This window comes from Scandinavium sp. NPDC088450 (genome assembly GCF_044900545.1).
Classification (GTDB): Bacteria; Pseudomonadota; Gammaproteobacteria; order Enterobacterales; family Enterobacteriaceae; genus Scandinavium.
Genome location: NZ_JBJDNI010000002.1, coordinates 148915 through 163457, shown reverse-complemented (window position 1 = coordinate 163457; position 14543 = coordinate 148915). Strand labels below are relative to the sequence as shown.

The following is a 14543-nucleotide window of genomic DNA, read 5'->3' as shown; positions in this document are numbered from 1 at the left end:
CGCTACGTGGAGTCGTTATGCCTTATTTACTTGAAATGAAGAGCATTACCAAAGCTTTCGGGTCGGTAAAAGCCGTCGATAACGTTAGCCTGCGCCTGAACGCCGGGGAAGTTGTTTCCCTGTGCGGTGAAAACGGCTCGGGCAAATCAACGCTAATGAAAGTACTGTGCGGCATTTATCCCCATGGCAGCTTTGAAGGCGATATCGTCTTTGCCGGGGAACCGCTGCAGGCCGCGCATATTCGCGATACCGAACGCCGGGGTATAGCCATTATTCACCAGGAACTGGCACTGGTTAAGCACCTGACCGTACTGGAAAATATCTTTCTTGGTGCCGAAATAAGCCGTTATGGCGTGCTCGATTACGACCAGATGACCGTGCGCTGCGAGAAGCTGCTGGCGCAAGTTAGCCTTGCCATTTCTCCGGATACGCGAGTGGGGGAGTTAGGTCTGGGGCAGCAACAACTGGTTGAGATCGCAAAGGCGCTAAACAAACAGGTGCGCCTGCTGATCCTCGACGAACCCACTGCCTCGCTCACCGAGCAGGAAACGGCAGTGCTGCTGAATATCATCCGCGACCTGCAAAACCACGATATTGCCTGCATCTACATCTCGCACAAACTCAATGAAGTGAAGGCCATTTCGGACACCATCTGCGTGATTCGCGACGGGCAGCATATCGGCACCCGGGATGCCAGCGGCATGAGTGAAGACGATATCATCACCATGATGGTCGGTCGTGAGCTGACGGCGCTTTACCCTAACGAACCGCACACGCCTGGCGAAGAAATCCTGCGCGTGGAACACCTTACCGCCTGGCATCCTGTGAATCGCCATATCAAACGGGTTAATGACATCTCGTTTTCGCTTAAGCGCGGGGAAATTCTGGGGATTGCTGGCCTGGTGGGTGCCGGGCGAACTGAAGCGGTGCAGTGTCTGTTTGGCGTGTGGCGCGGGCGCTGGGAGGGACAAATTTTTATCGACGGCCAACCCGTAACCATCAATTCCTGTCAGCAAGCCATCGCCCACGGCATTGCGATGGTGCCGGAAGACCGTAAGAAAGACGGCATTGTGCCGGTGATGGCGGTGGGTAAAAACATCACGCTCGCCGCACTCAGTCAGTTTACCGGGCCGCTCAGCGCATTAGACGATGCCGGGGAACAACACTGCATTCTGCAATCCCTGCAAAGATTGAAAGTGAAAACTTCATCGCCAGAGCTGGCGATTGGCCGACTCAGCGGCGGAAACCAGCAGAAAGCCATTCTGGCTCGTTGCCTGTTGCTCAACCCTCGCATCCTGATCCTCGACGAACCGACACGCGGCATCGATATCGGGGCGAAATATGAAATCTACAAACTGATTAACCAACTGGTGCAGCAAGGCATCGCGGTGATCGTCATCTCTTCCGAATTGCCGGAAGTGCTTGGCCTGAGCGACCGCGTGCTGGTGATGCACGAAGGCAAACTGAAAGCGGACCTGGTCAACCATCAACTGACCCAGGAGAAAGTGATGGAAGCGGCCCTCAGGAGTGAACGACATGTCGAAAAACAGCCCGTCTGAACTGAAGCTTAACGCGCAGGCGCCCGCCGCCTTTGCGGGGCTGAAAAACCTCAATCTGCAGGTCTTTGTGATGATAGCGGCCATTATCGCCATTATGCTGTTCTTCACCTGGACCACCGACGGCTCTTACCTTAGCGCCCGTAACGTCTCGAACCTGCTACGCCAGACCGCGATCACCGGCATTCTCGCAGTCGGTATGGTGTTCGTGATTGTCTCGGCCGAAATCGATTTGTCCGTGGGCTCAATGATGGGTCTGCTGGGCGGCGTGGCGGCCATTTTTGACGTCTGGCTGGGCTGGCCGCTGCCCTTAACCATCGTGGTGACGTTGGTACTGGGCCTGGTGCTTGGCGCATGGAACGGTTGGTGGGTGGCTTATCGCAAAGTGCCGTCATTTATCGTTACGCTCGCCGGTATGCTGGCGTTTCGCGGCATTCTGATTGGTATCACCAATGGCACGACGGTGTCGCCCACCAGCCCGGCCATGTCGCAAATCGGGCAGAGCTATTTACCGGATGGCATTGGCTTCGTGATTGGCGTGGTTGGCCTGATGGCCTTCGTAGCCTGGCAATGGCGTGGGCGCATGCGTCGTCAGGCGCTGGGCTTGCAAACGCCTGCATCGTCCGGCGTGGTGGCTCGTCAGTCGCTGACGGCGGTCATTGCGCTGGGTGCTATCTGGATGCTGAACGATTATCGCGGGGTGCCCACTCCGGTGCTGATTCTGGCGTTACTGCTTCTGGCAGGCATGTTTATGGCGACCCGTACGGCATTCGGCCGTCGCATTTATGCCATCGGCGGCAACATTGAAGCGGCACGCTTGTCGGGCATAAACGTGGAACGTACTAAGCTTGCCGTGTTCGCCATCAATGGCCTGATGGTGGCGATTGCCGGGCTTATTCTTAGTTCGCGGCTGGGGGCAGGCTCACCCTCAGCCGGGAACATTGCCGAACTGGATGCTATCGCCGCCTGTGTGATTGGCGGTACCAGCCTCGCGGGCGGCGTGGGAAGCGTGGCTGGCGCGGTGATGGGGGCGTTTATTATGTCTGCGCTCGATAACGGAATGAGCATGATGGACGTGCCGACTTTCTGGCAATATATCGTGAAGGGCGCCATTTTACTGCTGGCAGTCTGGATGGATTCCGCCACCAAACGACGAGCCTGATCGCGGCGAAGGCCGATATGATGGCGAGACCCACGAGTTTCGCCATTTTTGCTCCCAGGAAAGCTGAACATGTTTGAAAAGCGCCACCGGATAACATTGCTGTTCAATGCCAATAAAGCCTATGACCGACAGGTCGTTGAAGGCGTGGGTGAATACCTTCAGGCTTCGCAGTCCGAATGGGACATCTTTATTGAAGAAGATTTTCGCGCCCGTATCGAAAATATCAAAGAGTGGCTCGGTGACGGCGTCATTGCTGATTATGACGACCCCGAAATTGAAGCGCTGCTGGCAGACGTTGAGGTTCCCATCATTGGCGTCGGCGGTTCTTACCATCGCCCGGAGCACTATCCGGCCGTGCACTATATCGCAACGGATAACTATGCTCTGGTCGAAACCGCCTTTCTGCATCTGAAAGAAAAAGGCGTTCATCGTTTTGCCTTTTATGGTTTGCCCTCTTCCAGCGGTAAACGCTGGGCGGTGGAGCGCGAACACGCGTTTTGCCAGATAGTGGCCAAAGAGAAGTACCGCGGCGTGGTGTATCAGGGGCAAGAAACCGCGCCTGAAAACTGGCAGCATGCGCAAAACCGCCTCGCGGATTGGCTGCAAACGCTACCGCCGCAAACCGGCATTATCGCCGTCACGGATGCACGCGCTCGCCATGTCCTGCAGGCCTGCGAGCATTTACATATTCCGGTCCCCGAAAAGCTGTGTGTGATTGGCATCGATAACGAAGAGCTGACACGCTACCTGTCTCGTGTGGCGCTTTCTTCTGTCGCTCAAGGCACGCGTCAGATGGGTTATCAGGCAGCGAAGTTACTGCACCGTTTGCTGGATGAAGAAAATCTGCCATTGCAGCGCTTGCTGGTGCCACCCGTTCGCGTGGTGGAGAGGCGTTCCACGGACTACCGTTCGCTTGACGATCCGGCGGTGATTCAGGCGATGCACTACATTCGCAATAACGCCTGCAAGGGGATTAAGGTGGAGCAAGTGCTGGATGCGGTGGGCATTTCGCGCTCGAATCTGGAGAAACGCTTTAAAGAAGAAGTAGGGGAAACTATTCATGCGGTGATCCACAGTGAAAAACTGGAGAAAGCCCGCAGCCTGCTGGTGTCCACTTCCCTGTCAATCAACGAGATTTCGCAGATGTGCGGCTACCCGTCGTTGCAGTATTTCTATTCGGTGTTCAAGAAAGAGTACGACATCACGCCAAAAGAATACCGTGAACGCTTCGGTGAGGCGCTGGTTTAGCCCTATTGCAGAAACAAAAACGCCTTCCGGAGGGAAGGCGTTTTAACATCATCATACCGCATTACATATGCACAGTTCTTGCAGGCCGGGTAAGCATCGCGCCACCCGGCAATGCCGCATTACATATGCGCAGCAATCAGACGCTGGTTATCCTGATACATACTGAACAGGTAGTTGTTGTAGCTTGAACCACGCGTCGAATAGCCTTTCAGCTTGTGGATCATCGCGCTGGCCGTCACTTCCTGGTCCGTTTTACGCAACTGCGCGCGGGACTTACGGAAAGAGGCATAAGCCGGGTGCGTGTTCAGATTCACCACGTACGCTTCAACAGACTCTTTCACTGAATCAAAGTGAGAATACCCTTTCACTTTACCCGTTCCTGACGGACACTTACCGCGTCCACACTTCATACCGAACAGGTTGTTGTTACTACGCGCAAGCTTTGACGTGCCCCAGCCGCTTTCTGCTGCGGCCATGGTCGCAACCATGCTACCCGGGATGATATCCACGCGTTCCATCAGCGAGTTCCACGGAATTTTACGGGTATTCCCGGACCAGCTAATTTTATAACGCTGGGTAATCCCTTTCAGGCGCGTACGCTCTGACGGTGACCAACGACCGTCATACTGCTTGGACACAAGCCAGTTACGATCAGCGGTAATCGCCGCATTTTGACTGGTAATATAAGGCATTACGGTCCGGAGAAACGCTTTTTTTCTTGGTGTCCCGGAAGGGTATTTTCGCAAATCAGGAAGTGAACTACTCTTTGCACTATTGCGAGAATACTCTTGTTTACTGCTAACCTTACTATTACTGCTTGTCTTTATTATCGGGGCTTTATGACTCGTTGTTGCTGTGTGCGTCTTTGCCAGCACGCCACCTGAAAATGCACAGGTGAGTAACATGAGTATCGCAGCCCCATATCGTCGAATGGGAGTCGATATCATTAGGTCTCCTGGTCGGATAAATGCATTCCAACGCCTTGTATTTTTCGTAAATTCGAGAAATGAATCACAAATCATACCAAAAATACCCCGCCGGCGCACCCAAAGAAATAGTCCAAATCTGAAACGATGTCACGCATGATTTGCTTCCTTTCGCCTCATATTCCTGAAATTGCACGGTTTATCGCAGAAAATTAACGGCATTTTTGAACCCGATCACTCACCCTTTCACGTCCTCCCCTGGATTACCCTGGAAGGAGGAGTTAGCGCTGGCGTAACGCTGGCAAAATGAGAAAAAACTGACAACAGGTGAACGGAATGAAACTTGTCGCTCTGCTTCCTCTTCTGCTGCCCGGCATGGCGCTGGCGGCATGGACTTCCGCCGATTTCCCCGCCTTTACTCCGGAAGGCACCGGGAAGTTTGTCAGTCAGCAAAAGCTCGCGAAGGGTACTCGTCCTTTAACTTTAAATTTTGACCAGCAGTGCTGGCAGCCTTCCGGCACCGTCAAACTGAATGAGATGCTCTCGCTGGAACCCTGCCATGGCACACCGCCACAATGGCGGCTTTTTCGCGACGGTTTATACACGTTAACGCTCGATACCCGCTCGGGCACGCCAACGCTGATGTTAGGTGTGGAAAGTGCCGCCACAGACACGGCAAAAGTTGAAGTTCGCCAATGTCCTCGTTGGGATGGAAAACCGCTCACGGTAGATGTCAGCAAAACATTTGCAGAAGGCAGCAAAGTTCGTGATTTTTACAGCGGACAAACTGTCGTGGTCAGCAACGGCAAAATCACACTGCAACCCGATCCCAGCAGCAACGGGCTGCTGTTGCTGGAAAACGCGCAAACGGCCGAACCCGCCGCTTTTGACTGGCACAACGCAACCGTCTACTTCGTTCTCACAGACCGTTATGTGAACGGTAATCCCGCTAACGACAACAGCTATGGCCGCCATAAAGACGGCATACAGGAGATAGGCACCTTTCACGGCGGCGATCTGCAAGGGCTCACCACTAAACTGGATTATCTGCAACAGCTAGGCGTCAACGCGCTGTGGATTAGCTCCCCACTTGAGCAAATCCATGGTTGGGTGGGCGGCGGCACCAAAGGGGATTTCCCGCATTACGCCTATCACGGCTACTATCCACAGGACTGGACAAAGCTCGACGCCAATATGGGGACGGAAGACGATTTACGCCAGTTGGTCGATGAAGCGCATAAGCGCGGCATTCGTGTGCTGTTCGACGTCGTGATGAACCATACGGGCTACGCCACGCTGGCTGATATGCAGCAATACCAGTTTGGCGCGCTCTATCTGCAAGGCGATGAACTGAAGAAAACACTGGGCGAACACTGGACCGACTGGAAGCCCGGCGCAGGGCAAAGCTGGCACAGCTTTAATGATTACATTAACTTCAGCGACAAAGCCGCATGGGACAAATGGTGGGGCAAGCAGTGGATTCGCACCGATATCGGCGATTATGACAACCCCGGCTTTGACGATTTGACGATGTCACTCGCCTTTTTACCTGACCTGAAAACCGAATCGAAAGCCGTGTCAGGCCTGCCTGTTTTCTATCAGCACAAACCTGATACCGCCGCCAAAGCGATCGCGGGCTACACGCCGCGGGATTACCTCACTCATTGGTTGAGCCAATGGGTTCGTGATTACGGCATTGACGGTTTCAGGGTTGATACCGCCAAACACGTCGAACTTCCAGCGTGGGATCAGCTCAAAACGCAAGCCACTGCGGCGCTGGCTGAATGGAAAAAAGTGAATCCAGACAAAGCCCTGGATAACTCACCGTTCTGGATGACCGGTGAAGCCTGGGGCCACGGTGTGATGCAAAGCGAATACTATCGCCACGGTTTCGATGCGATGATCAACTTTGATTACCAGGACCAGGCGGCAAAAGCGGTCGACTGTTTCGCCACTGTCGACATGACCTGGCAGCATATGGCCGAGAGCCTTCAGAGCTTCAACGTGCTCAGTTATCTTTCTTCCCACGATACGCGGCTGTTCCGTGATGGAGGAAGTGAAGCGGCTGAGCTGCTGATGCTCGCCCCAGGTGCTGTGCAAATTTTCTATGGTGACGAATCTGCTCGTCCGTTTGGGCCCACCGGTTCCGACCCATTACAGGGCACGCGTTCAGACATGAACTGGCAGGATGTTAGCGGCAAAAATGCGGCAACGGTTGCTCACTGGCAGAAGCTGGGTCAGTTCCGCGCCCGCCATCCGGCGATTGGAATGGGCACGCAAACCACGCTCTCTTTATCACAAGGCTATGGGTTCGCCCGTGAACGCGGCGAAGATAAGGTCATGGTCGTCTGGGCCGGAAAACCCTGACCAAAACAAAATCCCTCTTCAGCCTGTAGAGGGATCGTCCACCTCACTCTAAAACTTCAGCATAAATTCCTGCTCCAGGCGCATCCCGGCAGTTTGCACCTCACTGGCGCAGGGGGTATGGTTAGCCCCTGAACCCAGATCAACTACACACCTGCATATGACTTTTTCAGCTTTTGGCGACAAATTCACCCGTCATTCCGGTATCACCCGCCTGATGGAAGACCTTAACGATGGCCTGCGCACGCCCGGTGCCATCATGCTTGGCGGCGGTAACCCGGCGCAGATCCCGCAGATGAACACCTATTTTCATCAGCTGCTGGCGGACATGCTGGAAAGCGGTAAAGCCACGGAAGCCCTGTGTAACTATGATGGCCCGCAGGGGAAATCAGAGCTGCTGGCCCTGCTGGCGGAGATGCTGCGTGAAGAACTGGGTTGGGATATCGGCCCACAGAATATTGCACTAACAAATGGCAGCCAGAGCGCGTTTTTCTACTTGTTCAATCTCTTTGCCGGACGCCGTGCCGACGGTTCGACGCGTAAAGTGCTGTTCCCGCTGACCCCGGAATACATCGGTTATGCGGATTCTGGCCTCGAAGACGATTTGTTTGTCTCTGCGCGCCCGAACATCGAGCTGCTGCCAGAAGGCCAGTTCAAGTATCACGTGGACTTTGAACATCTGCGTGTCACCGAAGAAACCGGGATGATTTGTGTCTCGCGCCCGACGAACCCTACCGGCAACGTGATCACCGATGAAGAGCTGATGAAGCTTGACGTGCTGGCTAATCAGCACGGCATTCCGCTGGTTATCGATAACGCTTACGGCGTGCCGTTCCCGGGCATTATCTTTAGCGAAGCGCGTCCGCTGTGGAACCCCAACATCGTGTTGTGCATGAGCCTTTCCAAACTCGGCTTGCCGGGTAGCCGCTGTGGGATAATCATCGCCAACGAGAAAATCATCAGCGCCATCAGCAACATGAACGGAATTATCAGCCTGTCGCCAGGCGGTATTGGGCCGGCCATGATGTGCGAAATGATCAAGCGCAAAGACCTGCTGCGTCTTTCAGAAACGGTCATTAAGCCTTTCTATTACCAGCGCGTTCAGGACACTATCGCCATTATCCGCCGTTACTTGCCGGTAGAGCGCTGCCTGATTCATAAACCCGAAGGTGCTATTTTCCTGTGGCTTTGGTTCAAAGATTTGCCAATCACCACTGAAGTGCTCTATCAGCGTCTGAAAAAACGTGGTGTGTTGATGGTGCCGGGTGATTTCTTCTTCCCAGGGCTCGATAAACCGTGGCCGCATACGCATCAGTGCATGCGGATGAATTATGTTCCTGAGCCCGATAAAATCGAAGCGGGGGTCAAAATTCTTGCCGAGGAAATAGAATTAGCCTGGCAAGAGAGCGGTTGTTAAATAAAAGGGCTCTGAATAACAGGGCCCATTTTTTTCCGTGATCGGCAGCTTAAAATAAAGATATATCCCTCATTTAAAAACCGCCCCCAATTATTAGGATTGCTCTTAAATTTGTCCGATATTTAATTCTCACTCCATGACAAAGCGCACTCTTTAGCTGCACTTAACTAAAATAATAATTACAAGCCATTGTTTTAAAACAACCATATAACGAAGCGGTTATTTTCCTGATATATGAACCCTCAATAAATTCGAAATTTCTTCTCTGCTCATTCCTGAGGCCAGTGCAGCGATTCCATTTCCACATACACTCATTAATACGCCGCCCGGCGTTTTATTTAGTGGAGTATTGTTATGGCCTCGAATAACGTTAGCCACTTAAGCGTTATCGCAGTGGCGGTGCTACTCGCATTTTCTCTTTCCGCCTGCAGCGGTAGCGGAGGCGGAAGTCATTCAACTGCAAAAACAAACCCAACGACTGGCAGCAGCGGATCAGGCTCCGATGATGGCAGCGGTGGCGGCACGACAGCCAATAACGGCGGAGGTGATGGTTCCGGCAGTGGAGGAACTGGCACTGGCGGCGGCGGCACAGGAACCGGTGGTGGCGGTACTGGCACCGGTGGCGGAGGAACGGGCACTGGCGGTGGCGGTACAGGAACCGGTGGCGGAGGAACAGGCTCCGGTGGAAGCACCTCTACGGCAGCGCTGAACAATGTCCTGAGCGATACGGGTAAAACCGTGACCGCCGTCGGCACCACAGTCGACAGCCTGGGCAGCCAGTTGCCAACCGATAACCCAGTGACCTCAACAGTCTCTACCACAGTGACCGGTGTGGGTGATGCCGTGTCTACCGTCGGGACGGGTGTCACGACCGGGATAGGCAACCCAACCAATCCTAACGGCGTCGGCACCACGGTCAAAGGTGTGACCACCACCGTAACCTCGCTTGGGAATACGGTTTCCACCGTCGGCACCGATCTTGCCAGCAGCACGTCCGGTACCCCACTTGGTGGCGTGACAGGCGTTGCAGGCAATGTTGTTAACAGCACCGGGCAACTCGTCAGCAATACCGGCACCGGCCTCACCAGCACAGTCAACAGCGCTGGCGTGACCAAACTGACTACCGGCACCACCACCGTCGTAGATAAAACGCTCGGCGGCGTGCAGGGCGTCACTCAGGAAGTCGGCACCACCACTGGCCTTGGCGCACCGGTCAATACTCTGCTGACTCAGGTTGGCACCTCCGTCAGCGATGTGGGCACCAAAGTCGGCGGCACTAATTCAGGGCTGAATGGCGTCGGTCAGGTGGCTCAGAACGTAGGGCAAACGGTGACTGACACTGGCGGATTAGTGAAACCAACCTCGTCGTCCACCAGCAGCAGTGGTGGCAATGTGTCAGCCAATGCCTCAGTGAACACCAACAACAACGGACTGGTCGCGAGCGTGAACACCACCGTTAATACGCTCACAGCAGGGGTGACTGCCAACGCGGGCACCACCACAACAACACAGAGTAGCGCCAACACCAATCCGCTGAACGGGCTGAATACGCTTGTCGGCGACATCCTGAAACCGAAACATAATTAAGTGGTTCTTTTCTGTGCCCCCGGTTTAGGGGGCACATTTCACAGCAGTGACCACCCGCAAAGACGGGACTAAGAACAGGGATTGCACGATGAAACAGCACGCTTATTTTGCGTTGCCTGCTCTGCTCTTGCTGAGCCTGGCTCGCGCCGATACTCTGCCCGCCATTATCGACCCCAGCAACCCGGCCAAAGCCGCGCCGGATATTGCGCCACCTGCGCCTGCAACCCCGGCGCCGAAAGTGACGGTCCAGAAGCCGGAGTCCAGACTGACGCCGGATACGCCTATCCAGGTCAATCATATTCAGTTCATTGGCGGTACCGTTTACCCGCTAAAGTCATTGCTGCAACCTTTTCGACCCTACGCGAACAAAACCATTCCGCTAAAGACGCTGGCGGGGCTGGTGAACGATATCACCCAGCGCTACAAAGCTGACGGTTACCCGCTTTCCTATGCCTGGCTGCCTGATAACAACTTTCAGGGCGGTAACATCAAAATCGTGCTGGTTGAAGGCTACGTTGCGCACAGCGATATCAACAGCAACAATCCGGATGTCGCCGCTCGCCTGAAAAGGTTGTCTGAAAAAATCATGGCGGAAAAGCCGCTCACCCAGGACACTTTCGACCGCTACAGTCAGTTGATGACCCAGACGCCCGGCGTGCCCATTGAAGCAAATGCCCAGTTGCCGAAAAATATTTATGGCGCAGCCGCGATGCAAGTCACCGGCATGCAGCCGCATATCTGGGATATCTCTTCCACGCTCGACACACGTAAAGGCCAGAATCTGGCGCTGGTCAACGGCACGTTAAGCAACCTGACAAGCTATGGCGATCAGCTTGGCGTGGCGACGCTGATCCCGCTCGATAAAGACACGCGCAAGACTTACCTCGGCCTGAACTGGCAGCAGTTTTTGAACGATGAAGGGCTGACCATGCAGTTAAAAGGCAGCTATTACCGCGAAAATCCGCAGGATTTCACGCCGTTGCTCTCACTGCCAAACGACATCACCGTGAATGCCCGGCAAAAATCGACCCAGTACAACGGCGGCGTCAGCTTTGGCTATCCGTTGATTCTGACCCGCAAAAAACAGCTCAATATCACTGGCGGCTTCGATTACACCGATCGCCGTGATGATTACGATTTGCAGGCAAAACTCGGCGGGCAAACGTACGGCCTCGACGCTCAGCACCAGCACGTGCGTTACCCGGCCTTTGAATTCGGCATTAACGGCGCACGCAATTTCGACACCGCCAGCGTCAGCAGCCGCCTCACGCTGCGCCAGGGCATTGACGGGCTGGGCGCTGATGCCGCGCCTTCGCAAGGAACAGACCTTAATTTTACGCTGTGGAAAGGGCATCTGGATGCAGCGTGGATGATGGCCGAAAACTGGAAGCTTTCGACGTCATGGGAAGGAGACTGGTCGAACAATGATTTGCCGGAGCCGGAACGCGTCAGCTTCGGCGCACAGCATTTTGGCCGAGGCTATCAGGACAGCGAAGCCAGCGGCGATTACGGCTACGGCGGCCAGCTTGAACTGCGCTATCTGCACATGCGCAAAGACAGCACCTGGCTGGCGACCATTCAACCCTACGTGCTCACCGACACAGCGCAAACCTGGTACAACCAACCTGGCTTTCGCCATCAGCGCCTGGGTTCCGTGGCTGCCGGGGTGATGGTGGGCGATAACCGCCACTACAGCGTCAGCGTCGAAGCGGCTAAACCGGTCGGCGATGTGCCAACAGACAACAACAATCGCGACTGGCGTTACAGCCTGACGCTGACCTGGAATTTCAACAATCTGCGTTAAAGCGTTAAGCCGAATTAATATGCTCTTTGCAGTAACGCCGTTTCCACACCGCAGGCGTCAGCCCGGTATGTTTACGGAAGATTTGCCGGAAGTAGCCGGTATCACTAAACCCACACTGCTCGGCGACTTCTTTCAGTGAGCGGGAGTCGCTGATGAGCAGCTTCTCTGCTGCCATCACTCGCTGGCGGTGCAGCGCTTCCGTCAGCGTAAGATGAAAGACGCGGCGGTACACGCGGCCCAGATAGTCAGCGTTACAGTGAAGTTCTCGAGCCAGCTGCGAAGTGGAAAGCGGCAGGTGATATTGCGTGCGAATAATCTGCTGCGCCTTGTACGCCAGCGCAACGCCGGGGCTGTCGTCGGCGCGCTCCTGCAAACCTGAAGCACTGATCTGCTGTAAAATCAGCAACAAGATGCACTCCAGCGCGATGCTGCGGTGAATATTCTCCTGCTCGCTGAGAAACTGACGAAACAGCGAAATGACGTACTGCGCGTCACTCACCCGCGTTTGTTGGGGAAGGCTCAACAACGTCTGCCGTAATGCAGGATCGGGTCGCGATCCCAGCCACTCAAAATGAAGCCAGTAAAATTTCAGGTCTGCGGGAAATTCCCCCTCGCCGACATGACGTCGCCCGGGTTTAAGCAACAAGCTCTCCCCTGCCGCGACGGTGAACAGCTCGCCCTCTTCACGGATTTGCAACTGACCCCGTTCGACAAAAATCAGCTCCCAGGACGCCAGCGTACGTGCAGGATGACTCCCCACTCCACGGGAAATAAACAATCCGCCATTTTGAACCTGAATCGGAAACGCTATGGATAATTCGAGCATGGATATTCACTTTTCCACTTTATGGTTGGTCATAAACGCGCTTTCATCTTGATTATTCATCAAAAAATGCATTATCACTGGATCACGATCACATTTTAGCCACCAGGTCGGAATCGTTATCTTTTTATACTTTCCTCTTCCCTTGTTGCCTCAGCGATTCCGGGCAGAATGAATCAGGTAGTTTGCAATCCCAACAAGAAGCCCGCCGCGATGCGGGTCACGCACTCTGACCTACGTAAGGAGTTTTCGATGACTTCTACCCCGATTACACAAACCGATATTGCCCGTCAGGCCGCCAGTGAAACGCTGTCGCTACGGGAAAAAATTGGTTACGGGTTAGGCGATGCCGGTGGCACGGTAATCACCTGCCTGATCATGAATTTTTTGACCTTTTTCTATACCGATGTCTTTGGCCTGACGCCCGCGCTGGTCGGCACGATGTTTATCGTCCTGCGCGTGTTTGATGCGATTTCCGACCCGATTATGGGCGTGATTGCCGACCGGACCCAAAGCCGATGGGGACGTTTTCGCCCGTGGCAATTGTGGGTCGCCGTACCGATTGGCGTTATCGGCTTCCTGACCTTCACCGTGCCCGACGTCAGCATGAACATGAAAATCGTCTGGGCATTTGGCACCTATCTGCTGCTTTCCGTTAGCTACACCGCCATCAACGTGCCCTATTGTGCGCTGATCAACACCATGACCACTCGCCATTCAGAAGTGCTCGGCTGCCAGTCATGGCGCTTTGTGCTGTGTGGCGTGGCGGGCTTTTTGGTTTCCGTCGGGCTGCCGTGGCTGGTTTCAACACTGGGCAAAGGCGATGCCGCACACGGCTATCAAATGGGTGTCGGCATTCTGTGTGGCGTGGCGGTGGTGATGTTCCTGTGCTGCTTCTTCTGGGTGCGTGAGCGTGTGCCGCTGGACGCGATGGGCAAATTCACCCTGCGCGAACACCTCGCCGGGCTGCGCAACAATGACCAATTGCTGCTGATGCTGTTGATGTCCTTCCTGCTGATCAACGTGTTCAACATTCGCGGCGGCGGGTACATGTATTTCATCACCTACGTGCTGAAAGGCAGCACCGCGTATACCTCGCTGTTTTTCACCATGGTGACCTTCGCCTCGATTCTTGGCTCCGTGCTGGTCAGCCCGCTGTCGAAACGCATTGATACCGTCAAACTCTACTACTACACCAATATCGTGCTGGCCGCGCTGGCTGTGATGATGTGGTTCCTGCCAACAGGCCCGGCGTGGCAGACACTCTGGCTGGCAGTTATCCTCGGTAACGGCTTGATTCTCGGCTTCACTCTGCCACTGCATTTTGGCCTGATGGCTTTCGCCGATGACTACGGCGAGTGGAAAACCGGCGTGCGCTCTTCAGGCATGAACTTCGCCTTCAACCTGTTCTGTATCAAGCTCGCATGGGCTTCCAGTGCAGGGATAATCAGCCTGGTGTTTATTTTCGTCGCCTACCAACCGGGAGCAGGCAATCAAACCGCCGCTTCGCTGCAAGGCATGACGGCAATGGAAACACTTCTGCCTGCTCTCTTCCACCTGCTGCTGGCCTTCACCATCCGCGCCTGCAAGCTCAATAATCCAATGATGTCGCGCATCAGTACCGATCTTCGCGCTCGCCATGTTCAGTCTTAAGGA

General features: G+C 54.6%; 10 protein-coding genes. 8 read left to right on the top strand and 2 right to left on the bottom strand.

All coding sequences use genetic code 11. From position 1 onward, the window contains the following. The first annotated feature begins 17 nt into the window (after positions 1-17). The 3 genes from ACI2I2_RS03365 (at position 18) to xylR (ending at position 3966) form a co-directional block, all read left to right on the top strand. Positions 18-1559: a xylose ABC transporter ATP-binding protein gene (locus tag ACI2I2_RS03365; RefSeq protein ID WP_404656617.1), complete on the top strand. Its 1542-nt coding sequence runs from the start codon at positions 18-20 to the stop codon at positions 1557-1559. Then, positions 1537-2718, top strand: coding sequence for a xylose ABC transporter permease XylH (gene xylH / locus ACI2I2_RS03360; RefSeq protein WP_404656615.1), 1182 nt, complete (start codon positions 1537-1539; stop codon positions 2716-2718). Before ACI2I2_RS03365 ends, xylH begins: the two co-directional genes overlap by 23 nt. 69 nt (positions 2719-2787) lie before the next feature. Next, on the top strand, positions 2788-3966 hold the full coding sequence (xylR, locus tag ACI2I2_RS03355; RefSeq protein ID WP_404656614.1) for a D-xylose utilization transcriptional activator XylR: 1179 nt from the start codon (positions 2788-2790) through the stop codon (positions 3964-3966). 119 nt (positions 3967-4085) lie between these two features. On the opposite strand, the gene ACI2I2_RS03350 is transcribed toward xylR, so the two are convergent. Beyond that, the gene (locus ACI2I2_RS03350; protein ID WP_404656613.1) at positions 4086-4913 is read right to left on the bottom strand and encodes a protein bax; all 828 of its coding nucleotides are present in this window, start codon (positions 4911-4913) and stop codon (positions 4086-4088) included. Positions 4914-5228: 315 nt separating this feature from the next. On the opposite strand from ACI2I2_RS03350, the gene ACI2I2_RS03345 reads away from it, so the two are divergent. The 4 genes from ACI2I2_RS03345 to ACI2I2_RS03330 all read left to right on the top strand — a co-directional run bounded on the left by ACI2I2_RS03345 (position 5229) and on the right by ACI2I2_RS03330 (position 12064). Then, entirely contained in the window at positions 5229-7259 is a 2031-nt protein-coding gene (locus tag ACI2I2_RS03345; protein WP_404656612.1) for an alpha-amylase, read from the top strand. Between the two features lie 157 nt (positions 7260-7416). Beyond that, positions 7417-8673 (top strand): valine--pyruvate transaminase, encoded by a 1257-nt coding sequence (avtA, locus tag ACI2I2_RS03340; protein WP_404656611.1) that lies wholly within the window; start codon positions 7417-7419, stop codon positions 8671-8673. A gap of 354 nt (positions 8674-9027) precedes the next feature. After that, entirely contained in the window at positions 9028-10260 is a 1233-nt protein-coding gene (locus ACI2I2_RS03335; protein WP_404656610.1) for a collagen-like triple helix repeat-containing protein, read from the top strand. 88 nt (positions 10261-10348) lie between these two features. Then, positions 10349-12064 (top strand): ShlB/FhaC/HecB family hemolysin secretion/activation protein, encoded by a 1716-nt coding sequence (locus tag ACI2I2_RS03330; RefSeq protein WP_404656609.1) that lies wholly within the window; start codon positions 10349-10351, stop codon positions 12062-12064. 4 nt (positions 12065-12068) lie between these two features. Here the strand turns inward: ACI2I2_RS03330 and ACI2I2_RS03325 are convergent, their stop codons facing one another. Then, positions 12069-12890, bottom strand: coding sequence for a helix-turn-helix domain-containing protein (locus tag ACI2I2_RS03325; RefSeq protein ID WP_404656608.1), 822 nt, complete (start codon positions 12888-12890; stop codon positions 12069-12071). A gap of 249 nt (positions 12891-13139) precedes the next feature. Between ACI2I2_RS03325 and ACI2I2_RS03320 the strand changes: the two genes are divergently transcribed. Beyond that, a complete protein-coding gene (locus tag ACI2I2_RS03320; RefSeq protein WP_404656607.1) occupies positions 13140-14540 on the top strand; it encodes an MFS transporter in 1401 nt (466 codons plus the stop codon). Positions 14541-14543 lie beyond the last annotated feature (3 nt).

Coding starts and splice junctions, on each gene's coding strand:
- ACI2I2_RS03365 (WP_404656617.1), top strand. CDS start 18: ATGCCTTATTTACTTGAAATGAAGAGCATTACCAAAGCTTTCGGGTCG.
- xylH (WP_404656615.1), top strand. CDS start 1,537: ATGTCGAAAAACAGCCCGTCTGAACTGAAGCTTAACGCGCAGGCGCCC.
- xylR (WP_404656614.1), top strand. CDS start 2,788: ATGTTTGAAAAGCGCCACCGGATAACATTGCTGTTCAATGCCAATAAA.
- ACI2I2_RS03350 (WP_404656613.1), bottom strand. CDS start 4,913: ATGATATCGACTCCCATTCGACGATATGGGGCTGCGATACTCATGTTA.
- ACI2I2_RS03345 (WP_404656612.1), top strand. CDS start 5,229: ATGAAACTTGTCGCTCTGCTTCCTCTTCTGCTGCCCGGCATGGCGCTG.
- avtA (WP_404656611.1), top strand. CDS start 7,417: ATGACTTTTTCAGCTTTTGGCGACAAATTCACCCGTCATTCCGGTATC.
- ACI2I2_RS03335 (WP_404656610.1), top strand. CDS start 9,028: ATGGCCTCGAATAACGTTAGCCACTTAAGCGTTATCGCAGTGGCGGTG.
- ACI2I2_RS03330 (WP_404656609.1), top strand. CDS start 10,349: ATGAAACAGCACGCTTATTTTGCGTTGCCTGCTCTGCTCTTGCTGAGC.
- ACI2I2_RS03325 (WP_404656608.1), bottom strand. CDS start 12,890: ATGCTCGAATTATCCATAGCGTTTCCGATTCAGGTTCAAAATGGCGGA.
- ACI2I2_RS03320 (WP_404656607.1), top strand. CDS start 13,140: ATGACTTCTACCCCGATTACACAAACCGATATTGCCCGTCAGGCCGCC.